22 protein-coding genes are annotated in these 24,023 nt (G+C 32.9%); all 22 read right to left on the reverse strand.

The window, feature by feature from the left end; all coding sequences use genetic code 11:
* Nucleotides 1-6: 6 nt before the first annotated feature.
* The 22 genes from BW929_RS08420 to manD all read right to left on the reverse strand — a co-directional run bounded on the left by BW929_RS08420 (nt 7) and on the right by manD (nt 23,937).
* Nucleotides 7-561: a hypothetical protein gene (locus BW929_RS08420; protein WP_076544941.1), complete on the reverse strand. Its 555-nt coding sequence runs from the start codon at nt 559-561 to the stop codon at nt 7-9.
* A 131-nt stretch (nt 562-692) separates the two neighbouring features.
* Nucleotides 693-1,262, reverse strand: coding sequence for a hypothetical protein (locus tag BW929_RS08425; protein WP_076544943.1), 570 nt, complete (start codon nt 1,260-1,262; stop codon nt 693-695).
* 85 nt (nt 1,263-1,347) lie between these two features.
* Nucleotides 1,348-1,806 (reverse strand): hypothetical protein, encoded by a 459-nt coding sequence (locus tag BW929_RS08430; protein WP_076544944.1) that lies wholly within the window; start codon nt 1,804-1,806, stop codon nt 1,348-1,350.
* A gap of 161 nt (nt 1,807-1,967) precedes the next feature.
* Complete coding sequence (locus tag BW929_RS08435; protein WP_076544946.1) at nt 1,968-3,128, reverse strand: AfsR/SARP family transcriptional regulator; 1,161 nt, start codon at nt 3,126-3,128, stop codon at nt 1,968-1,970.
* Nucleotides 3,129-3,235: 107 nt separating this feature from the next.
* Entirely contained in the window at nt 3,236-4,828 is a 1,593-nt protein-coding gene (locus BW929_RS08440) for an alpha-L-rhamnosidase-related protein (RefSeq protein ID WP_076544947.1), read from the reverse strand.
* A gap of 27 nt (nt 4,829-4,855) precedes the next feature.
* Nucleotides 4,856-5,686: a carbohydrate ABC transporter permease gene (locus BW929_RS08445; protein ID WP_076544949.1), complete on the reverse strand. Its 831-nt coding sequence runs from the start codon at nt 5,684-5,686 to the stop codon at nt 4,856-4,858.
* Entirely contained in the window at nt 5,686-6,594 is a 909-nt protein-coding gene (locus tag BW929_RS08450) for a carbohydrate ABC transporter permease (RefSeq protein WP_076544950.1), read from the reverse strand. The genes BW929_RS08445 and BW929_RS08450 overlap by 1 nt, the downstream gene beginning before the upstream one ends.
* 129 nt (nt 6,595-6,723) lie before the next feature.
* On the reverse strand, nt 6,724-7,995 hold the full coding sequence (locus tag BW929_RS08455) for an ABC transporter substrate-binding protein (protein WP_076544951.1): 1,272 nt from the start codon (nt 7,993-7,995) through the stop codon (nt 6,724-6,726).
* Nucleotides 7,996-8,162: 167 nt separating this feature from the next.
* Entirely contained in the window at nt 8,163-9,179 is a 1,017-nt protein-coding gene (locus BW929_RS08460; RefSeq protein WP_076544952.1) for a LacI family DNA-binding transcriptional regulator, read from the reverse strand.
* Between the two features lie 230 nt (nt 9,180-9,409).
* A complete protein-coding gene (locus tag BW929_RS08465) occupies nt 9,410-9,679 on the reverse strand; it encodes an HPr family phosphocarrier protein (RefSeq protein ID WP_076544953.1) in 270 nt (89 codons plus the stop codon).
* A 48-nt stretch (nt 9,680-9,727) separates the two neighbouring features.
* Nucleotides 9,728-11,143: an N-acetylglucosamine-specific PTS transporter subunit IIBC gene (nagE, locus tag BW929_RS08470; RefSeq protein ID WP_076544954.1), complete on the reverse strand. Its 1,416-nt coding sequence runs from the start codon at nt 11,141-11,143 to the stop codon at nt 9,728-9,730.
* Between the two features lie 292 nt (nt 11,144-11,435).
* Complete coding sequence (locus BW929_RS08475; RefSeq protein ID WP_076544956.1) at nt 11,436-12,293, reverse strand: PRD domain-containing protein; 858 nt, start codon at nt 12,291-12,293, stop codon at nt 11,436-11,438.
* A gap of 259 nt (nt 12,294-12,552) precedes the next feature.
* Nucleotides 12,553-13,845: a GMC family oxidoreductase N-terminal domain-containing protein gene (locus BW929_RS08480; RefSeq protein WP_076544957.1), complete on the reverse strand. Its 1,293-nt coding sequence runs from the start codon at nt 13,843-13,845 to the stop codon at nt 12,553-12,555.
* Between the two features lie 254 nt (nt 13,846-14,099).
* Nucleotides 14,100-15,371, reverse strand: coding sequence for a DNA alkylation repair protein (locus BW929_RS15075; RefSeq protein ID WP_159437156.1), 1,272 nt, complete (start codon nt 15,369-15,371; stop codon nt 14,100-14,102).
* Nucleotides 15,372-15,442: 71 nt separating this feature from the next.
* Nucleotides 15,443-15,859, reverse strand: coding sequence for a secondary thiamine-phosphate synthase enzyme YjbQ (locus BW929_RS08495; RefSeq protein ID WP_076544959.1), 417 nt, complete (start codon nt 15,857-15,859; stop codon nt 15,443-15,445).
* Nucleotides 15,860-15,936: 77 nt separating this feature from the next.
* Entirely contained in the window at nt 15,937-16,692 is a 756-nt protein-coding gene (locus BW929_RS08500; protein WP_076544961.1) for a sulfite exporter TauE/SafE family protein, read from the reverse strand.
* Nucleotides 16,693-16,721: 29 nt separating this feature from the next.
* Nucleotides 16,722-17,972 (reverse strand): GntP family permease, encoded by a 1,251-nt coding sequence (locus tag BW929_RS08505; protein ID WP_076544962.1) that lies wholly within the window; start codon nt 17,970-17,972, stop codon nt 16,722-16,724.
* A 2-nt stretch (nt 17,973-17,974) separates the two neighbouring features.
* The gene (locus BW929_RS08510) at nt 17,975-19,303 is read right to left on the reverse strand and encodes a cation:proton antiporter (protein WP_234978083.1); all 1,329 of its coding nucleotides are present in this window, start codon (nt 19,301-19,303) and stop codon (nt 17,975-17,977) included.
* 200 nt (nt 19,304-19,503) lie between these two features.
* Nucleotides 19,504-20,322, reverse strand: coding sequence for a carbohydrate ABC transporter permease (locus BW929_RS08515; RefSeq protein ID WP_076544964.1), 819 nt, complete (start codon nt 20,320-20,322; stop codon nt 19,504-19,506).
* Nucleotides 20,323-20,381: 59 nt separating this feature from the next.
* Nucleotides 20,382-21,290: a carbohydrate ABC transporter permease gene (locus BW929_RS08520; RefSeq protein WP_076544965.1), complete on the reverse strand. Its 909-nt coding sequence runs from the start codon at nt 21,288-21,290 to the stop codon at nt 20,382-20,384.
* Between the two features lie 74 nt (nt 21,291-21,364).
* Nucleotides 21,365-22,645: an extracellular solute-binding protein gene (locus BW929_RS08525; RefSeq protein ID WP_076544967.1), complete on the reverse strand. Its 1,281-nt coding sequence runs from the start codon at nt 22,643-22,645 to the stop codon at nt 21,365-21,367.
* 101 nt (nt 22,646-22,746) lie between these two features.
* A complete protein-coding gene (manD, locus tag BW929_RS08530; protein ID WP_076544968.1) occupies nt 22,747-23,937 on the reverse strand; it encodes a D-mannonate dehydratase ManD in 1,191 nt (396 codons plus the stop codon).
* Nucleotides 23,938-24,023: the final 86 nt, after the last annotated feature.

Below are 24,023 nucleotides of genomic sequence, written 5' to 3' on the forward strand. Positions count from 1 at the left end.
CTCCTTCTAAAAACTCATTTTAAAACCAACAGCCGAATAAAAATCTCCCTTATTGTCAGAATCATTTTTATCATTTATAAATTTTGTCTCCACAAAGAAATTATCTGTTAAATTTAGACCAACAAAAGCCTGATAATCAGCTTTTCCCATTATTTCTGCTCCTGCTCCAATATAGGGATTAAATAATTTTTCTTTCAAAGCAGCCCTGAGGGATAAAAATCCTGCCAGATTTGTATCTTCTCCTGCTAAATAAATACCTTCTATAACATAAGCAACTGAAATCATTGATTGGCTTTTATTTTTAAATAATTCACTCTCAAATTTAGCCCCCAGATTAAGTTCTTTATCTCCAGAATGATAAGTTGTCATAAAAAGGCTGACCGCTGAGACTGCCTCTTTTTCCTTTTTCTGTTCCAGATGCTGGGAAGCTTTAATTAATTTTATTCTTTCTTCTAATTTTCTATCATCGTTTTTCTGTTGAGCTAAAACTGTTGCTGGTAGAATTGAGGTCATTATCAAAATTAAAAATATAGCTATAAAAAAACTTCTTTTTATATTCATATTTTTCACTCCTTAAAACTTGATTTTAAAAAAGACAGTCCGAAGTAAATTATATTCATTACCTCAGACTGCCTTACTACTAAATACACAGCTTAACTTCTACTGTGCTGTAGTATATTGTGGAGAACAATTTATAGTTGAGTAATTGATGCGTTATTACCAGAACCCATCTGGTTTATAATTGCCATATCTTTTTTGCCTCTCTGATCTGTTCGGGCAGTATTAGCAAAACCAGCCTGTTCAATTAAACTAACATTATATTTTCCTCTCTGTAGTTGAGTGGCTCTATTAGAAGATCCATGCTGAAAAACGGTAGCCACTAAATCTTTACCTCTTTGATTTTGGTTAACTACATTGCCATATCCGAAAGATTTTACTACAGCAAAGTTATCAGATCCTACTTGAGTTAAACTGGCATTATTTCCCCATCCCTTCTGAAAGATGAGTCCAACATTGTCTCCACCATGTTCATGATACCAGCCGTTCCCCTTCTGATAAATTGAAGCATTATTAGAAGAGCCAAGCTGAGTAATCATTGCAAAGTCTCCACGACCATAATCTCCATGACCGGGGCCACCATGTCCTGGTCCTTCATTACCATTACCAGGATAGTCATTACCATAATCACCATTTGCTGCAACCATTGCTGACATTCCAACCACCAAAACAACTGCCATGATAAGAACAAATAATCTTCTCATTTCTAATACCTCCTTTATTATTTTAGTTCTTCCAACTACAATTTATTAAATTAAGCTTTATCTTAATTTAATTAAGATAAAAGCATTAATTTTGTCTAACTTTTATCTCCCGATTGTTACCAAACTGCGAAACTTTTAAATTGTTATTCCTACTGAACTGCTCAATTTCTGCTTTATTATTATATCCATATTGTGCAATTAGAGCCGTATTTGATCCTGTAAACTGTTTAATTAAAGCCTGATTATTATTGCCAACCTGAATTATTAATGATTTATTAACTTCGTTAATAATAGACTGATTTTGCTGCCAAATTTTAGCCTGATTAAAATTCCCTTTTTGTTTAATTAATGCTAATTGATTATCTTTTTTTAATTTAGAATAATTAAAATAATTAAGCTCATTATTTACTTTAAAATTATAATCTGTAAATTGATCTTTATTAAAATAAGACTTGTTTTGGTATTCCTGACCAAAAACTGAAGCTGAGAAAATCAAAATCAGCAGCACTAAAGATAAAATTAATAATAAGTTAATTACTTTCATTTGTTCACCACCTTTCTTTTTTACTCACCTCCTTTTGCAATAATAATGATAATCGTTCTCATTCGAAAAGATTCAGAACAATTCTCGAAAATTAATCGAAAATAGAAAAAAGCCACCTTTTTAGGTGACTTTTTTAAAAAATTCCAGCTATATTTTTTTAATTATTTTATTTCCTTAATATCTAATTTTGGTTTTTTAGGAAAATTAGTTTTATCAAAAAATTTATTGAATCTTTTAATAATTATTCCACTACTGTCAAGACTCATATCATGTAAAATTAGATATATTCTATTCTGAGCAGGACAGATATAATCTCCAAGTCTCATAATTGATTTAAACTTTGAAATAATTTGATCAAAAGCACATTTTACATCTTCAGTAGCTAAAGTGCCATCTTCAAACTCTAATGTAATTAGTAAAAATGCTTCCTCATCAATTCTCTGAACCTGACGCAATTCAAATTCAAAAATACTTTTAAATTCATTAATATTAGCACATTTCATAGCACCAGAATCAAAATTAATTTTTTCTTCAATATTTGTGTCAATATCTTCTTCTACAATATCTCTACTTTCTTTTATTCGATTCAGTTCAATCTTTAATTTCTTCTGCGGTGCGACGCCTAAATGCTCATCTAATATCTTTTTGCATTTCTTATAACAATTAATTGCTTCTGCAGTTCGACCAAGTTGATTAAATGTTTTTAGTTTTAATAAATAAAAGCTTTCCCGATAAGGATCATAATCTATTCCTTTATTTAAATAATTTAACGCATCTAAATATTTTTGAGCATTATACATTTTTCGGGACATTATTTCAATTAAATTAAGATATTTTTGTTTCAACTGCTCTCGATATATTTCTGTCCAGGAGGCATAACTTAAATCTGTAAAAAAATCATCTCGGTATAATTCAAACAATTTTTTTAGATCTTGAATAGAAAAGTCTCCTTTTCTATTAATTAATAGATCAGTTTTGTGACCAAAACAATCCCAATCTGTCCAAACTTTATAGTTTGAATTAATTGTATAATACCCATTATTCGACTCTACAATATCCTTATCCAAACCATCTCTGCTCAAAGATTTTCTTAACAAATAAATTGTGTCATATAGTTTCTTTTTTCCACGTTCAAGTACTGACTGCTGCCAAAAAATATCTACTAATTCTTCAGAACTAACTTTTCTTTTTCTTTCTACAAGCAAATACATAAATAAATACATTGCCTTTTTAGAAACCCAACTATCTCCATTAAAAACTCTGCTGCCATCTGAAAAATAAAATGATCCCAGCCCATAAAATTTAAGGTGTTTTCCACTCAATTTTATCACCTCAGAAAAAAGTCAATACCATTAATTAGATATAGTAACTATTTTTATTATATCATAATAGAATTAACTTCAAGTAAAAGGATAACAAATTAAAGATATTAAAATTCATAATCAGGATAATATTTTCTGATAAAATAACTGGGGGTACAGCTCCAGGCATGACAATAACTATTGATTAGATTGCTTCCATAAGGAGAAAAACTTTTATCTTCGGGATCATATAACTCCCAGAAACAATCAGCCCCATCATCTATCATTGCTCCCCAGTAATAATTTAGAATTTCTAACCCTTTTTCTTTATTATCACTCTTTATAAAGGCTTCAACTAAATGATGATACATATAAGGAGTTGTAATTTTTAAAGCTTCTGAGTAATTCATAATTCTATTTAACAAATTATTACTTTCCTTTTTATCCAAAATCCCAGCTAAAACCATCCAGATCTGAGAAGCCCAGGATGTTTGTTTTTCTTTTCCGCTTATAAATATTTTTTTATTTTCATCCCATAAGTATTTATGAGCTGCCTGAGAAGTTAATTTAATTTTTTTTCTATAATAATCAGCCAGTTCCAACTCATTTAATTCTTCTGCAATTTTAACCCCTCTTTTTAAGCTGTAAATTAAAATAGCCTGGGCAGAAGCCTGCTTATTTAAACCTTCTGTCCAATCAATAAAAGCCCACCAATTTTTACTATCCTCAACAAGATAATTATTATTTAATCTTTCCAAACCAAGTTCAATCTGTCTTTTTGCAGTAGGCCATAGTTCCTCTAGTGTTTTTAAATCATTACTATAAAGATAATAATCATATAATGTGACTGCAAAGAACAGAGAATAATCATAGAGCATGGTATCATCAGGTTGCGGCTCTGGCTCCATAAAAAGATTGGCTGCAACTTCTCCATTTTCTAAAGGCAAAGCTGCAAACAAATAAAGACATCGTTTAACCAGATCATAATTTTCAAAAGTATGATAATTTGCCAGAGCCTGCAGCCGTAAGTCTCCCAACCATAGTCTTCGGTCACGTTTGGGGCCATCTTCAAAAACAGACTGCATACAATTTTTTAAAGTTCGATTGGCTACTTTATCAATTTCTTTTAAATTTTCAGAAACAGCTTCGGGCAGTTTCTTAACTTTATTCTGATCTGCTGTTGTAACTGAAGTGCAGCTGATTTTGTCAAAAACAACTTCATATTTTGAGGAAGTATCAATCACTTCAAGCTGAAGATAACGAAATGCATATCTTCTGGGTAGAGTAATTTCTGTTGGTAAAACATCTATAGTTTTTATTTCTTCCTGCAGCCAGGAAGAACTCAACCAGCCATCATAATCAGCAAAATCTTCACCTATCTCACAGGGCATTTCTCCAAAAGTTAGTTTAAATCTCAAAGGAGCATCAGGCGGACTGCCTGCTGTTTTTATTGATAGATTAAGATAACCTACCTGATGGGTTCCAAAATCTAAAATAATACTATCCCCCTTAGCAAAAGATTTCTGATTTAGCTTTTCTATATCTTCTTTTTTTTCTATTTTCCAACCCTGAAAATATTTTTCATTTTTTTTAACTTCTATTATAGATTCAGGATAGGTTTCCTCTTTAATAAAATCTGTTTTTAGATTTTTTGCTTTATCTAAAAACACCATATTTTTTTCTCCTGCTAAAACAAGAACCTGTTTTTCTCCATTATTCATATAATACCTCCCTTCTGATCAAATTACTTATCCTTTAACTGAACCGGCTGTTATTCCACTGATAAATTTCTTCTGCATTAATGAAAAAGCTACAATTAAAGGTAGAACAACCAAAATACAGGCTGCAAATAAAATGTTCCACTGGGCTGGATTGTCCTTACTACCTAAAAATTGAATCATTCCTAAGGGTAAGGTATAAAATTTTGACTTTGTTAAAAATACCATGGGAAAGAAATAGTCATTCCAGATCCACAGACCCTGAGTAATAATTACGGCAACATGAGCTGGTTTTAAAAGAGGAAAAACTACATCCTTAAGTCGAACCCATAAACTTGCACCATCAATATAGGCAGACTCCTCTAACTCCACTGGAATTTTCTTTAAAAATCCTGTATATAAAAATGTACTAAAGGGCAGACTACAGGTTATAAACATAATCATTGGTGTAAATCTTGTTTCTGGTATGTTTAAAGTATTAAACATCTGAGTAACAGGTACTATTACCATTTGAGCAGGTATTACAAGACCTGCCACAAAGAAATAATAAAGCCAGCGCATAAATTTATTTTTAATTCTGGATATAGGATAAGCTACCATTGTTCCAATCACTACTATAACAAAAACTGAACCCCCAGTAGTAATAATACTATTGATAAATTTCATCGGAAAATTCATTGTATTAAATGCTATTCTATAACTTTGCAGATCAATCTCTGTAAATAATTTTAAATGAGACTGCATATTTGAAGGAGTTCTAAAAGAACTTGATAATACAATTATTAATGGCAGAGCAATCACAGCTGTAAAAAAAGTTAAAACTGCATAAATTGCTATTTTCCTACCAAAACTTTTATTCATTATAATTCTACCTCCCTTTTATTCATAAAAATTAGCATAATAATTGTTATTGTAATTATTACTAAAAATGCTACAACTGCCAGAGCACTTGCTTTTCCCATCATCTGTTCTGAAAATGCAATATTATATATCTGATACATTAATGTATTAGTTGCTGTTCCTGGGCCACCATTTGTCATCACAAAAATATAGTGAAAAGCTTTAAGACCATAAATTACTGATAAAACAATGTTAATTGTAATTGAGGCAGAAATTAATGGGAGCTTAATAAATCTAACTATTTGCCATTCATTACAGCCATCTATTCTGGAAGCTTCAATCAAACTAGTATCAATTGTCTGTAATCCTGCAAGATAGATAATCATTGTCGTTCCAAACCGCTTCCAAATCTCTACTATTGCAACTCCGTAAATTGCCCAATCATAATTGCCAAGAATATTAAAATTTATTGCTCCAAAACCAAAAGCATTTAATAAAGATGCAATAAGACCTGAATCAGGCATATATACATAAGACCAGATAAAACCTACAACAATCGGACTAAACAATGCAGGAAGATAGGCTATAGTTCTAAATAGCCCTTTAGCTTTAATTTTAATATTTAATAAAATTGCCAATCCCAGTGCTAGAATATTATTACCTAAAACTAAAACAATTGTATAAATTAAAGTATTTTTACTTGAATTTAATATTGTTCCCTGTCTTAATAAAAATTTATAATTGCTGAGTCCCACAAATCTAAAATTATTTGTAATTCCATTATAATTAGTCAAACTATAACGAAACAGCTGAAAAATTGGCAATATCCAGAATACAGTAAACATTAATAAAGCGGGAATGATAAACCAGTACATTTTATTAGGAAATATCAATGATTTGCTATCAAACCACTTTTTAATTTTTTTCATATTACTCCTCGCTTTCTTTAAAATCTGAAATTTCGGTTTGATTATCAATATAAAATACTGGTCCTCATCAAAAACATAAAAAGATAAAGACCAGTATTTAATTAAGTTTAAATAATGAATATTTTAACTTTATTGATACATCAATAGTTCTTCTAACTTAAGCTGCATATCTTCAGTAACCTCATCAATAGTTTTTCTTCCATAAACTGCTTCAGTAAATGATTCCTGCATCTGATCATTTACACCAGAAGGCCACTGCTGGTTAAACCAGTAGAAAGATTTACCTTCCTGATATAAATCAATAAATGGCTTAAACAATGGGTCAGACTTATCGGCTGCATAACCATAAGAATAGATGAATCTACCTGTATCAATATATTCTTTAAAGATTTCTGACTGACCATCAAACCAGAGTTCTAAGACTTTTTTCGCTGCCTCCTTATGTTCTGAGGAAGCAGTAATTGCTGGTCCACCTGATATGGAAACTGAAGCATAAGTATCTTCTCCCTCTGGATTTGCGGGAAGAGGAAAATAACCTCTTTCAAAATTAGCTGATCCTTCAGCTCTAATAGCACTGGCATTAAAACTGCCATCAAAGATCATAGCTGCATTACCATCAACAAAAAGCTGAATAGCCTGCTGGGCACTCAAACCAAATGAAGATTCTGTAATGTAATTATTATCATATAAAGTTTTATATTTAGCTAAAATATCATCCCAGGTGCCATCATCTGTAAATTTAGATTCTCCGTTTACAAGTTCTTGATCATAGTCAGGATTATCTTTATAATGTCCATTAGCTCCAATCTGATATAAGCCAAACTGCATTACATAATTATCTTTATCCCCCATAACTATTGGTATTTCTCCGTTATCCTGCAATACCTTACATGCATTTAAGAATTCCTGCCAGTTGGAAGGCACTTTCAAATCATATTTTGCAAACATATCTTTATTATAATATGTTCCCAGAATACCTAAACCACCAGATATTCCATATACTTCTCCTTCATAAGTATAGACATCTCTTGCCTGAGGACCAAAGTTATCTAAAGCTTTTAAGTTAGTTATCGGTTCCAGTAATCCAGATTCCGCAAGAGTTAAAACACCATTCGCTCCAGCCATACCAGGCTGTACAAGAATAATATCTGCTGCTTCACCAGAAGCTAGCTTTGTTTTTAAAACAGTATAATACTGATCATCAGGTAATTTAGTAGACTCTAAGGTGATATTTGGAAACTTTTCTTTAACTAATCTTGGTAAAATTTCTGTTTCAAAGTCATTTTCATAAGCTGTACCACTCCAGAGCATTGTAAGTGTAATTTCTTCAGAATCCTGAGCCAAAACTACAGCAGAGAATATTAACATCATCAATAAGCTAAGAGCAACTATTTTTTTCATTTAAATTTTCCTCCTCTAATTTTTGTTTAAAATTAAAACAGCAGAACTATCATTACTCACCTCCATCAGCATTTTATTTATTTCAGTTACCCGGGTAAATAAGTGCTATTATAAAATTTTAGTTACGCGGGTAACTATTTCACATAAAGACATCTCCATCAACCTCATCATCTAACTCGGCCAGTACTCTCCCTTACCACTAATTCTGTTGGCATTTCAATTTTAATATTTTCGACATTATTGGTGACCATTTCATCTATTAACTGCATTGCTTTTACTCCCTGTTCCTTTTTATCAACATGGAGAGAAGTTAATTTTGTAGAAGAAATTTTAGAAAATATTGTATTATCAAAGCTAACAACTGATATGTCTTCTGGTACTTTTAATCCAAAATCTTTAATTGCTTCTAAAGCACCCACAGCCATATAATCATTAATTACAATTACAGCAGTAATATCTGTATTTCTTGCTAAAAGTTTTTTCATATCTCGATATCCCTGTTCATAGTTACTAAAATATGGTGGCTGGCCAAATACTAAATAATTTTCATTGTATTCTAAATTAAACTCCTTTAAATAGAATCTATATGATTCATATCGGGAAGTATTTTCTTTAACACTTGGTTCAACAAAATCTATGTAACCTATTTTTTTATGTCCAAGTTCAATTAAATGTTCAAAAATCTTTTTCATCCCACCAAAATAATCAACACAAATAGAAGAACTATTTATTTCAAAAGGATTTTCATGAAAACTATTAACCATAACTGTTCCGTTCTTAAGCATTTCATTTATTTGTTCCTTCGGAATATTACTTAACTGTACAACCATATAGATACCATCAATCTGCCGACTGTAAAGATCCTGATAATATTCCTCCGGACTATTATTACCAATTCCAATATTAACAATATAATTTCTTTTCTTAGCCTCTTCTTCAAAACCCAAAATTATTTCATTAAAATAGGGATTAGTAATGTCATCAATTAAAATAGCAACCTGCTTACTCTGTTTTGTTGTCAGGCTTTGAGCAACTAAATTAGGTTTATAGTTCAATTCTTTAATAGCCTTTTTAACTTTTTGTGATAATTCTTCACTTACATACTTGGTTCCATTTATTACATTAGAAACAGTCGCTGTTGAAACTCCTGCTTTTTCTGCTACATCTTTTCTGGTTACAGTCATAATTATCTACTCCTATTTCTAGTTACCCGGGTAACTAAGGGTCAAAAAAATATTTTTCTTATTTGTCTGAATTATATTACATTATAATTCTTTTGTCAATAGTTTTCTTTTATTTTTTTGTTTTAGTATTTTATTATTTTGTTTTTTATGTTTTGGGTTAGTTTTAAATAAAAAAGCTCTATCCAGATTTTATAAAGGATAGAGCTTTTTCTTTAGCTATTTTTTTGAAATTAATGTTCCAATAACTCAACTTCAATAAACTCTGTTAAACCCTCAATTGCTGCCTCAGCATCTTTACCATCTGCTTTTAAAGTTATTTCATCACCTTTGCCAATACCTAAACTCATGATTCCCATAATACTTTTGGCATTTACTTCTTTATCTTCCATTAAAATCTCAACTTTCGCTTCAAATTGACCAGCCTTTTTTACAAACTGTGAGGCAGGTCTGGCGTGGAGGCCTGTCTCATTGTTAATTATTAGTTTCTTTTCTACCGTCATTTAATAATCCTCTCCTTATCAGATTATATTAATTATAATTTTAAAGTTCTATTTCAATTCTTTCTTTATTTCTTCAGCGATTAATTCTGCTTTGGTTCCTACAACAACCTGGGCGTTATTTTTATTAGCTTTCAAAATACCAGAAGCCCCTAGCTGCTTTAATTTAGCTTCGTCCAATTTGCCGGAATCTTTAACTTCGAGTCTTAACCTTGTAATACAGGCGTCAACACTTTTTAAATTTTCAGCACCACCTAAGGCTTCAATATAGCGAACGGCCTTAGTACTGCTGCTCTGAGCTGTACTATCTTTTTGCTGTGTCTCGGGCATTACACTCACATCATTCCCGCTGACTTCACCTTCAGCCCTTCCTGGAGTTGGAATATCAAATTTCTGAATAGCGAAACGGAATAATGAATAATAAACTACAAAAAATGCTATTCCAATTGGAATGATTAAAAATGGTTTTGTAGCCAGTCCATAGTTTAAAAAGTAGTCAATTGCACCGGCTGAAAATCCAAAACCGTGCTGAATTCCTAAAACATAGGTTACAACCATTGACAATCCTGTTAAAAGAGCATGAATAACATATAATACCGGAGCTAAAAACATAAATGAAAATTCAATTGGTTCTGTAATTCCTGTTAAAAATGCTGTTAATCCAACACTTAAGAAAATACCACTTACAGCCTTTTTGTTTTCAGGTTTAGCTGAATGATACATTGCCAGAGCAGCTGCAGGTAGTCCAAACATCATCATCGGAAAAAATCCGGACATGAAAAAGCCGGCTGATGGATCTCCCGCAAAAAATCTTGATAGATCTCCAGTAACAACTTCTCCTGCTGCAGTAGTAAACTCACCAAAAACAAACCAGATAAAACTGTTTAATACATGATGCAGACCAACAGGTATTAATAATCTATTTAAAACTCCATATACAAAAACTCCAATTGGACCAGCATTAATAATCCATTCGCCAGTAAGCTGAATAACATTCTGAATTGGAGGCCAGATATAACCAAATAATCCTGCCAGCAGAACACTTGCAGCACCAGTTATAATTGGAACAAAACGCTTACCACCAAAAAAGCCTAAAAAATCAGGTAATTCAATATTATGATAGCGATTATATAAATAACCAGCCAGTAAACCACCAATAATTCCGGCCAGAACTCCCATATTAATATCCGAATTAATTGCCTGAGTTCCATTAGTGATTACAAAATAACTTACTGCACCTGCAAGTCCAGCAGCCCCAGAACTATCGTAGGCAATCCCCACAGCAACACCAATTCCAAATAGCAATGCCAGATTATCAAAAATTGCAGAACCAGCCGCCATTACAAAGGGAATATCAAAAACATCTCCCGCACCAAGTCTGAGCAGTAGTGCTGCTGCAGGCAGTACAGCTATCGGCAACATCAGAGATTTACCTATTTTCTGTAAGTTAGAAAAAATCTTTTTCATTTTTAAAACCCTCCTGTTTTTTGTTAAACTAATTGTTAAATAAGACTATTACAGAGAATATTTTAGAGAATTTCCTCTCCATTGATCTATATAATAATTACAGTTAAAACTGCAATTTTATTTTTCGAAATTCTAAAAGCAATAGAAAAGCCGAAGAGAATCTACTACTCCCCATGTAAATAAGGAATAATAATTTCTCTTCGGCTCTTGCCTGATTGAACAGTAACATGCCTCAGTGAATATTTAATTTAAATTAACATATTTTAGTCAAATCTTTTAAATACAAATTTATTTAATTAAATTCTCTATTTAATCTGTGTAAATGCAGAGCAAGATAACCCTTCTCATCTTCAGGCACCTGATAATCGAACCTGGATTCAATAATCTCTGCCAGTTTATTTGCCAGCTGATAGCTTTCTTTAAAATCTTTTTTGATATTTTCTAAAAGTGGATTAGTGTTATTTTCTCTGCTCTCAATTCTCTCCAGAGCAAATCGCAGATGATTGACCAGTCTGGCATAATTTAAACTGTCATATTCAAGTTTTTCGCCCAACTCCTCTTCCACTTTTGCCACCAGCTGCTTAATTATTGAAGTGTTTTTAACTGTTTTTGAAACTTCACTGTTATTAATCGCTCCATGAATGTGAAAGGCAATAAAACCAATCTCACCTTCTGGAATTGAAATCTCAAAATGTCTCTCTAAAATTTTTACAGCCCTTCGAGCAAGCTGAAACTCCTTTTTATATAAAGTTCTAGTTTCCATTAAAAATGGATTTATAATCTCCAGACCCTCTTTAATCCTTTTTAGAGTAAACGCAACATGATCAGTAAGTCCAATCCGGATATATTGATTTATATCGTCATCAAGCTCTTCGTTGACCATTGTAATAATCTCTTCTGTAGCTTGAATAATCTGACTGTCTACCTCTTCCAGTAATTGAAAATAGTTGCTGCGTTTGTCACCAGCAAGTGGAACAAATTCCTGTTTGATCTGATAATCATTTTTTGTAAAAAGATCACCTTTGCTGGTCGAAAAACCAATACCACTAGCAATCAGAATCAATTCCTGCTTTTCATCACCTTTTTCAGCTAGAATCACATTGTTATTAAATATCTTTTTGACTTTATACTTTTCTTTAACAGCTGACATCTGATTCCTCCTGGAAGTAAAAGCTAAATTCTTCAGCAACAAAAAGAAAAATCTAGAAAAAAATATAAAGTCCTTCCCTTAAATAAAAGCAAATGGTTAAGAAACTTATATTCCCCTCTAGATTATGCCTGATTTAACAGTAACACTCTCTTTACTTTAATTGAGTTTTTTTAATTGTAACACTATTTTTCTCGTTTTTCAAGCATTTTTGAATAAAATTTTTCAGCTGCTGTACCTTATCAAATGATCTCCTTCAACTTTAAGCAGCCTCTTTAGCCAGTTTTTTTGCCAGTGCCACAATTGTTAAAATTGGCGGCATACCTGGTGAAGTTGGAAAAACACTTGCATCACAAATAAATAAATTATTAACTTCTGTCTCTAATTTAGTATCTATAACGCTTCCTATTGCTGCAGTACCTCCTGGATGAGCTCCCTGAGGATTAGTAACTAAAATACTATTCTCATCTGCTCCTGCTTTTATCAAAATTTCTTCTGCTTTTTTTATTCCCTGTTCCAATTTGATTTTATCATCGCCCGTCACTTTCTTTGATACAGATCCATCCTGATTAACAATTCCTCCAGGTGTATCAGAAATTTTAACCATAATACCAATTAAATTCTTTTCTTTTAACCTCATTCCCTTTAAACCCGCTTCAATAAATCTTATCATCTTCTGTCTGTTAATAAAGGTTGACAATATAAATCCTTTTTCTTGATGAAACTCAAGATCGACAAACTCCATAGGTGGTTCAGAAATCTGATTCAGTCCATCTGTTATTCCATATACATTAACAAAAGTATCTATAAAAAGATTTTTACCAATAGCGTCATTTTCCAACTTAGAATTTTGCAGTATAACTGGTGTACCTAGACCACCTGCTGCCAGAATAATATTATCCGCCTCATATTCAAATTTTTCTTTAACGGCTATTCCTCGAACTCCATAAGCTCTTTTCTGATTGATAAGAACTTCTTCGACATTACTATCATATTTAATTACCGCTCCCTGTTTGAGAGCTTTATCCAGATATTCTTTTGCAGTCCACTTAGCTCCCTGTTTACAGCCATAAATACAGAGGCCGCATTTAATACACTTATTTTGATCAATAGCTTTTGGCATTGCTTCAATCTCATATCCCAGACTTAATGCTGCTTCATAAATTGCTCTAGATCCTGAAGCCTGAATTTTTTCAGTCGAAAGTTTTACCTTGAGTTCATTTTCAGCCTCTTCAAATTCTTGACTGAGATTAATCCCCATTTTCTCAAATTCTTTTTCATAACTTCTGACTATATTCCCGGTAGCAACGAAGGTTGTACCACCACCCATAAAAGTTCTGTAAATAATTACTCCTTCATTTGATTTTTTTGGAGTTCTGGTATATCTATTACAATCATAAAAATTTAAAATATCACGAAAAGTACCAACTCTTGTTATATCTGCGCCTCTTTCTAAAACAAGCACTCTTTTTCCTCTTTTGCTTAACTCCCAGGCCAGGGTAGATCCACCAGCACCCGAACCAACAATAATGAAATCAAATTTAGAATCTTTCATTTTCTTTAAGTTACCAGAATATTAAGAATGTTTTATTTGGAGAAAATTATATATTTTAAACAGTAACTTACCCCTCCCTTCTTAAAGTTTTCCTTAATTTAATTATACCATAAGTAAAATAAATATTACCAGTTTTAAACTTAAAATACCCGACTCAATTTGCTCTTACCAGCTGGAATAAAGAGAGGAGTGCCAAAAACGGGATCAGGAATTATATGATAATTTAAATCAAAAGGTGATTCACTAATTAAAGGTTATTTATTTCTTTTTACTACCTTAAGAGCTTCTCTTTCTGCAAGTGTTGAAAGCTGGTGTGTATTTGCAAATTTAACTATAGCAATTGGTTCTATTTTAGAATATTCTCTTAAAGCCCAACCAATCGCTTTTTGGATAAAAAATTCATCTATCTCTTTCAGCTCTTCAATTACATCAAATAGAAGCTGAGCATCTGTTTCTTCTTTATAGCCAAGCTGAAACAATAAGGCCGTTCGCTGCAGCCAGATATTTTCGCTTTTTACCCATTCAGATATTTTTTCATCTTTTTTTGGAGGAAATAGTTTAAAATATTCGCCAACAAGCTTTTTGGCAATATGATCTACAGTATCCCACCAGGATTTATTGAGAATCATGTATTCAAAAAGATTTATTATATCCTCAGTATAATCTTTTTGGTATTTTAAAATTAACTCCTGAGCAAAGTATTGAAACTCTCTTCCCGGCAGCTGCCAGAGTTTTTTGATAACAGGCTCCAGCTTTTGATATCCCGGCTTATTTTCTCTACGCATATATTTCCTCAAAGTTTTTCTTCTTTCAGCAGCCTGCAGACCATAAAAGGGGAATTGATCCCGCATATAGCTGGCCATCCCTTCTGCTTTTTCAGGATTAGCTTCCTGAGTCAAACTCAGTCTGATATCAGCTAGATAGTTAAACATCCCTTCCTCATCTATCTGCTCCCAGCTATCTAATTGTTCAGCTAAATCAAAATTACCATCAATTAAATATACTCTTTCTGACTCAGCAGGTATTTCAAGTTCCTCAAGGTAGTTTTCTAACTCTTCTTTACTATGACTGTATAAATTAGATTCTCTCAGCTCTGATTGAGAAAGTTCATCTCTCTGCTGCTGTCTATTTTTTAACTCTGTCAGGCTACTTTTCAAATAATATACTCTTAATTCTGCTGCCTGATCAGAAGCAATTTGACCATAATTCTTTCTAATCTGATATTTGTCTGCATTTGTATCTGCAATTACAGAATAACCTTTATTCAAATAATAATTTATCAGTTCATCAAAAATTTCAAAAGTCCAGTTATAATTCTCAGACTGATCAAGTCTGTAGTCCAGAGAAATTTTATCTGCTGCAAGATAAATGCTCTCTTTTCTAGTTCTTTGATATAATTTTTCTGCCAGAGTCGATTTACCACTGCCAGGAAGACCAAAGAAAATAAATAATGTCTTCTTTTCTGCTTTTTCCTCTGGCAGCTCTATATCTTTTATAATATCTTTTTTTATTTTTTCTTTATTCATTATAATCATTCCGTTCTATTTTTTTGGAGGTTAAAATTACAGTACCTATCTCTCCTTTAAAACAGCGCAATTTATTCCCCAATTATTTTAACTAAAACTCTTTTCTCTCGCCGTCCGTCAAATTCTCCGTAGAAAATCTGCTCCCAGGGACCAAAATCAAGTTTACCCTCTGTCACTGCCACAACAACTTCTCGCCCCATAATCTGCCTCTTTAAATGAGCATCAGCGTTTTCTTCAAAGCCATTATGAGCATACTGCGAAATTGGCTCATGCGGTGCCAGTTCTTCCAGCCACTCCTTATAATCCTGATGGAGTCCACTTTCATCATCATTAATAAATACACTGGCCGTGATATGCATTGCATTAACCAGACACAATCCTTCCTGAATCCCGCTCTCTTTTAGAATCTCCTGAACCTGTCGAGTGATATTTATCAGCTCAACTCTATCATCAGTGTTAAAATAAAGATACTTGCGAATTGATTTCATTTTTCTCACTCCCCATTTTTATTCTCAAAAAATATTAAAACTTTTATTATCTAACAAAATTTAACTGCTAAAAAACACTAAAAACTTCTGTAAAATAAATATCCTGCCATCAAAAACACTGTAATCGTTAAAATTAATTTAACCAGTTTTTCTCCTTTTTCCACTGCCAGGGTACTGGCTAACCAGCTACCTGTCCCATTACCTAAAGCCAACAAAATAGCTATTATCCAGTCTACTTTGCTATTAAAAATAAAAATACTGAGAGAAGTAAAAATATACATAGCAACAACAAACACTTTAAGGCTGTTAATTTTGACTAAAGAAAAATTGGTTAGGAGTGAGAGGGCAGCAATAATAATTATTCCCACTCCGGCCTGCATAAAACCTCCATAAATTCCAATTAAAAAAAATACCAGGGCGGAAATAAGCTTTCTTTTCCTGCTAAAAATTTTCTCACTACTTTTCATCTTTTTAGCTGGATTCCAGAGTATTAAAATTAACATAAAAAACATTATTACCGCTAACAGCTGATTAAATAGCTGCTCAGAAATAGAGACAGCTATCTGAGCCCCAATTAAAGAACCAATTACTGCGGGAAGTGCAAGGAGCAAACCAAATTGATAATCAAAATATCCCTTAACTTTAAAATTAGTGACTGCTGTAAGATTTTCAACCAGGAGAGCCAATCGATTTGTCCCATTAGCCACAGCAGCCGGGAGGCCCAAAAAAATTAATAAGGGTAGTGTAATTAGAGAACCCCCACCGGCCATCGTATTAATAAAACCAGCTGAGATTCCCGCTAATAAAATCACTATAATCTTAATTAATGACAATTTAGCTCCCCCTTCTGAGATGATTCCTGCTAAAAACTAACTATATATAAAAAAGCCACTGCAAAAGAAATTAAAGGTGCTAAAACGGTCACCATAAAATAATCAAAATACGTGTCTCTAAATTTGAGTCCGGTATATGCCAGCATAGCCAGATAAGCACTGTTGTGAGGTAAAGTATCCAGACCTGTTGAGGCAATTATTATAATTCTGTGTAACTTCTCTGGATCCACCATCGTTACAATATTTTCGCCAACTGTGCTGAGAGTTAAAAGCATTCCACCAGAGGCGCTGCCTAAAAGACCTGCAGCAATATTAGTTATAATTCCCGTCAGTAAATAGGGGTTCAATGGTAAATTAAGCAGAGTCTGTAAAAAATCTTTAAAAACAGGCAGAGATGAAATAACCTGACCAAATCCCATCGCAGATGCAGCAAACATCAATGGCAAGATTGCATTTGAGATACTGTCATTTAAAATTTCTAAAAGATCAATTTTTTTGATGTTTTTTATTATCGAAAGCACAACCCCCAATAATAATGCAACTACTGGTGGTTTGGAAAGTGCCGCCAGAAAAATAAATACTACTAAAAGCGGCAGCATTGCTGTTAAAAAATTGACAAGTTTGTTTAAATCAGGTTTTTTTAAAATCCTGTCATTCAGTTTACTGCTCTCAGATAACATCGATCTACTTCTATATCTTAAATATGCAATTGCAGCTGCAGAACCAGCTGAAATTCCAGCCAGACCCAAACCAAAACCTGCCAGAGCAGATGTGTTTAAATAATCCATCATAATTAAATTATGAACCTGGGGACTTCCCGGCAAAGATAGACCCACAATAACATTTCCACCTGCAATCGAAGCAATTATCAATGATTTGGGTAATCCTGCTTCTTCAAAAACCTTTCTGGCAATCGGATAAATAGTAAAGATCAGCACAAATGCCGAAATACCCCCGATCGATAAAAGTACACTGGCAAAAAAGATACCAACTGCAGCATAGCGATGTGACAGGACATCCAGCACAAATTCTCCGATTGCTGTTGCATCGTCAGATTCTTCCATAATCTTGCCCAGCAGAGCACTCAACAGAAATATAAAAAGGTAATCCTGAACAAAAGAAGCAAAACCTGGTAAATACTGATTATTTAAGATTTCTAAGATATTTAAATTATTTAAGAATAAAATTACTGCTGATGATATTGGAGCAGCAACTACTATACTTACTTTTAAGATTATTAAAGTTATTAAAATTATAAAACCTACTGTAATACTTAGCAAGATTATTCTCCCTCCAGAAAGCTCCAACCCATTTTAGTTTTCATTTCATCAGATTTAATTAATGCATATTCTGTTGCCAGCGAACCAAAAATTTCAGTGAAAATGGAGGTAAATAAAATAACATTTAAGATTAACATTGAAATATTGGCAACATTACCTGGTATATGGATAAAATCTTTCTGAATTATAAAGGCTAAATCAATTGTGATCCCAATCTGAGGGATCAAACCAAACCCTATATAGTCTTCTACATGCCTGGGGGCTGACGAGAGCTTTGCACCCAGATGAGCTCCTCCAACTTTTCCAATTACTCTCATAAAAGTATAAGCAAAGGCAATTAGCAAAAAGCTCTTATTAAATAAATTACTAATATCAATTTTGGTTCCAGCCAGAATAAAGAAAGTTGCCAGCAGCGGCACAGTTAGTATATCAATCTTATCAGAAACATTTAACCTTCTTTTGGGGATATTCCTATAAACAAAGCCTACCGTTAAATTAGCAAACAGGGGTGAAATACGCAAGAAAACAGCAGCGGCCGTGGTACCAATTATCGTTGCCAGAATTAATAAAATTTTTCTGTTTTCTGAATCACAATTAACCATCAAATGCTGAGAAATATAACCTAGTATCAAACCGAGCAAGATTGCCGCTACAACTCTAACAAAAGGTTCAATTAGAATATTAGTGATTGTTAGTTCTATTTCTGGAGAAGCCAGGATATAGGACAGAGGTTCCATAAAAGAAAAAATCAATAAAGCAAGAAATTCATCCAGTGCAAGTACAACCATTAAAGTTGCGGAAAACTCTCCCGGTATTCCATATTCTTTTAAAACCATTACTGTGGCCGCTGGAGCTGTTGCAGTAGCAATCGTCCCAAACAGAATAGCCACAAAAAGATCTTTACCTAATAAAAGCATTATTCCTGATACTAAAACAAAAGCACCTATGGATTCGAAAATAACTATCAAAGTTAATTCAAACTCCAGCTGTTTTAATATTTTTATGTAAAGAGAGGTTCCAATTCCAAATGAGATAAACGAAACTGCTAAAACTGTAATAAAATTTAGTGTGTTTAGCAGATAATTATGCCAGGCCAAAAATTCCTTAGATATAAAACTTAGATTACCAACCACACTCTGACTAAAAAGTGTCCCTAAAAGAATATAACCAACTACACTGGGAATTCTAAACTTATCTGTTATTGTCTTAACTATAAAAGCTGCTAAAAATAAAAGCCCAATTAAATAAATCAATTTATGACTTTTGTGATTAAGCAGCATCCAGTGCTGTAAATTATTTAAGCTGCCCAGTACATCATAATTGTTAATCATTATCGCCCCCAATTCTAAGAATATTTATTTATAAATTTAAAATTAATTACATTATTGATTATAGCATAAAAACTCCACTTCTGAACACCCCTATTTTTATATTTAACTATAAATTGAATATTTTAGCTAAAATTGAAAGAGGATCTGCCTCTAAAGACAAATCCTCTTTTTGCAAAGTGTATTATTTAATTATCCTTAAACTAGGCTTTCAGCGCTCCAGCAGTCATTCCCTGAACTACCTTTTCCTGTAACAAAATAAACAAAATAATTAGTGGAATTGAAGCCAAAGTTAAGGCTGTCATTACATAGGGTACATTAAATCCGTGTTCTCCCTGAAACCTCCATAAACCAAGAGTTAGGATCCATTTTTCTGGAGAAGATATCAGTATTAGTCCATAGACAAACCTATTCCAAATCTGAACAAAATTATAAATTAAAATTGTGCTTATTGCTGGCTTAGAGAGGGGTAAAATAATTTTAGTATAAATTTGAAAATAACTGGCACCATCCATAAAAGCAGATTCTTCAATTTCTTTGGGGATACTTTCCATAAAACCTGATAGAATAAAAATTGAAACCGGCAGCATAAAAGCAATATAGGGTCCTGCCAGACCAATTAACTTATTATTTAAATTTAAAAATCTGCTTATTTTATAAACAGGTATTAAAGTTGAATGTATAGGTATCATCATTCCAGCGACAAAAGTTGCCAGAACAAATTTATTCATTCTAAAATCTATTCTCGTAATTATATAGCTGGCAAGAGTGCTTATAAAAACAAGTACTACCAGTGAGATAAGAGTAACAAAAATACTATTATAAAAATATTGATAAAATCCGGAATTCAAAACATCTAGATAATTAATAAACTTATAAGTATCAGGAAGTGACCAGATTGATTCCTGCAGAAACTCCATATTACCTTTCAGACTTGTACTAACCATAAAAATGAAAGGATAACCAAAAATTATGCTAAATATTGTTGCTATTATATAATATACTATACTGCTTTTTTTCATGGTATTACCTCCATATCTATAAATCGTCAAATAAAAATCCTGGATTGCTCCAGATTAGACTATTTCTTTCTTTTACTAAAAAATAATACTGTCATTGAGATGCTAAAAGCAATTAAAAATAAATAAATCCCAATTGTACTTCCATAACCCATTTCCATATCGGTAAATGCTGTTTTGTACATATAAGTTGCCATAAGCTCTGACGCATGGTTGGGTCCTCCACCTGTCATGGTAAAAGCAAGTCCAAATGCCTTTAAGGAACCAGTTAAAGATAAAATGCAGGCATTTATTATTGTAGGTTTTATCATTGGTAAAGTTATACTAAAAAATCTCTGCCAGCCTCTGGCTCCATCAATTCTAGCTGCTTCATAAATACTTTGAGGAATACTTACCAGAGCCGCTGAAAAAAGAATCATATAAAATGGTGTAAAACGCCAGCTGATTGCTCCAATAACAGAAAATATGGCAAGACTTCTGTTCCCCAACCAGGCAGACTGCAGAGAACCTAAACCAATCATCTGTAAGAGATTATTTAAAAGACCAAAATTGGGATCGTAGATATACGAAAAAAGAATACCTACTGCCACCGCTGACATAATATACGGTAAAAAGAAAATAACTCTAAAAATTTTATAGCCTTTAATCTTTTTAGATATAAAGACTCCTAATAATAGGCCAATAGGAATCTGAATTAAAAGTGATAAAATTACCAGCAAAAAATTATTACTTAGAGCTTTCCAGAATATTTCATCCTGTAATACCAGCTGCCAGTTCTCCAGACCAACAAAAACTAAATCCTTTATACCACTCCAGCTAAAAAGAGAATAATAAAATGAAAGTGGTATCGGAACAATTAAATATAATAAATAGAATATATAGGCAGGGATAAGTCCTAATAAAACAAATCGTAATTTTTTCTGGGTTTTTTCACTAAAAAATTCTGTTAATCCAAAATCATTTGAATCCATATATCTCTACTCCTTCCGCAATAAAAAATATTCCCTCCCCCTTATTTATTAAGAAGGAGGGAATATTATATTAGTTATTCTTCACCATATACTTCTTTAGCTAAATCTTCCCATTCTTTTGTCATTTTTTCTGGAGTAAGTGAACCGTCTAATACTCCCTGCAGACTTTCTTTATGGAAAGAACCTAATTTAGGAGGTAAAGTTTGATCATAAGCTGTTTGAATATGTGGTGCTGCCATAAATAATTCTTTCATTTTTACAGGAATCCTGCCCTCAACTTCTACTCCTTTTTGAACCGGAACAAGTCCAGCCTCTTTAAGAGCCATTCCAGCCTTTTCAGTTGAAAGATTTCTTAAGAATTCCAAAGCAGCTTCTTTATTTTCTGTATTTTTATTAACTGTAAACCATGAACCACCTGGAGAACCTAAAGCATTATTTGGATTACCTTCGCCACCTTTAACTGCTGGGAAAGTAAAGATATCTGTTGCTTCGTAAACAGATGGTGCTTCATTTTTCATATTAGGAATAAAGCTTGGTGTCTGAATTGTTATTGCAGCTTTACCTGAATAATATAGCATATAATCTTGAGCATTACCATGTTTTAGACCATTAAATCCATTCGGGAATGCACCTAAATCAACTAATTCCTGAATTTTTTCTGCTGCTTTAACAAATGGTTGATCAGTAAAATGACCCCCAGTTCTATTTAAAACACTCTGGAAAGCATCATAACCACCAATTCTGTCTACCAGATACATGTAGTAGAAAGATGCTGGCCATGCTTCTTGATTTGCCAGAGCAAATGGAATTATATCATTTTCACGTAAAACCTTAATTACTTCTTTAAGATCCTCATATGTTTCAGGAACTTCTAAATCATACTTTTTAAAGATCTCAGTATTATAATAGGTTGCAAAAAGTTCAATCCCATGCCCAGGAACCCCATATACATTACCATTAAAGGTTGCTGGGTCAAAGACGGTGCTGCTTACAAATCCATCAGCTACATCCGGGTTTTCATCCAACCAGGAGTTCAGATTTAGTGCCATGTCGGCATCAACATACTTTTTAAGTGAACCTCCACCCCAGGACATAAAAACATCTGGTAGTTCATCTGAATTAATAGCTACCTGAACTTTTGTTTTGTAGGCTCCATCTTCCATTGGTGAACTAACAATTTTGAGATTAGGAAACTTTTCTTGAGTTGCCTTAACTGCCTGATCGACGATTTGCTTGCCATCACTATCAGTTGTATAAACATGCCAGATTGTTAAAGTGTCATCTGCCAGAGCTGATACAGATAATACAAAGATAAAAGTAACCAACATTAAGCTAACTAAAGTTTTCTTTTTCATTCGTTTACACTCCTTTTTTTAGTTAAATAATTTATTCTACTACAAATAATTAGCTGGTTATTATTGGTAGTTATCACCCCTTTCAAGTAAACTAACTTTTTTTACCAGTCATGAACACTGCCATCCAGGCGTTCAGCAACCGGCAAATAAGCTTTTTGATACGAATATTTTGCGGCCATATCTTCATCTATATCACAGCCCAGACCCGGCCTGTCAGATATTTTCAAATAGCCATCCTCAAATTCCGGTTTCCCAGTAAACACCTCGTCAACTTCCTCCGGAAATTCTGCCAGCTCCTGTATACCAAAATTAGGGGTTGAAAAATCAAGGTGTAAATTGGCCATATGAGCAATAGGCGAAATATCTGCAGGCCCATGCCAGGCTGTTTTTACCTGAAATGTTTCTGCAAGATGTGCGATTTTTTTAGCCTCTGTAATTCCACCAATATGACTTACATCACATCTAATATAATCAATTAATTTTTCTGTAATTAATTTAACCGCATCCCACCTGCTGTTAAATAATTCTCCCATTGCCAGAGGCATTGCTGAATTATTTTTAATAAAGCTAAATCCATCTTTATTTTCAGGTTTTAAAAGATCCTCTAAAAACAAGAGATCATACTTTTCTAATCTTTTTGCCAGCTTCACAGCTTCAGAAATTGTCAGCCGCTCGTGTGAATCATGTATTAAATGTATGTCTTCCTCAATTTCACTTTTTAAATACTCAAATAATTGAGGAATAGTATTTAAATAAGGTTTAGAATCCCACTTTTCTACAAAAGGTAATTCTTTGGCATCATCTTCCACAGTGCCATAGGTTCCATCCAGCCCAGGTATAGATACCTGAACTCTTAAGGCTCTGTAGCCCTCATCAATCTTTTTTAGGGCCTTAGCTTTAACCTCTTTAAAACTCTGACCGGAAACATGAGTATAACAGAGTGCTTTATCTCGACATTTACCTCCAAGAAGAGAATACACCGGGAGACCAGCCTTTTTACCCTTAATATCCCATAAAGCCATATCTATCCCTGCCAGAGCAGTCATAAATACAGGCCCACCGCGCCAGTAAGCACCACGGTATATGTACTGCCAGATATGCTCTATATTATCCGGGTTTTTCCCCATAATAATTGGAGCCAAATACTCTTCAATTGTTTTGGCAACTGCTAACTCTCGTCCATTAAGGGTCGCATCCCCTACCCCATAAATCCCTTGATCAGTTTCAATTTTTACGGTAACATAATTTCTGCCTGGATTTGTTACTATCACTTTAACATTATTAATTTTCATCTTATCACCTTAATTCTTTATTATTATTGTAGAAAATTCTTATTTGAAAATTTATATAGTTAATTAATTTAGTTGTAGGTTGTTAG

Origin of the sequence: Halanaerobium kushneri (genome assembly GCF_900156285.1) — a bacterium.
GTDB classification, from domain to species: domain Bacteria; phylum Bacillota; class Halanaerobiia; order Halanaerobiales; family Halanaerobiaceae; genus Halanaerobium; species Halanaerobium kushneri.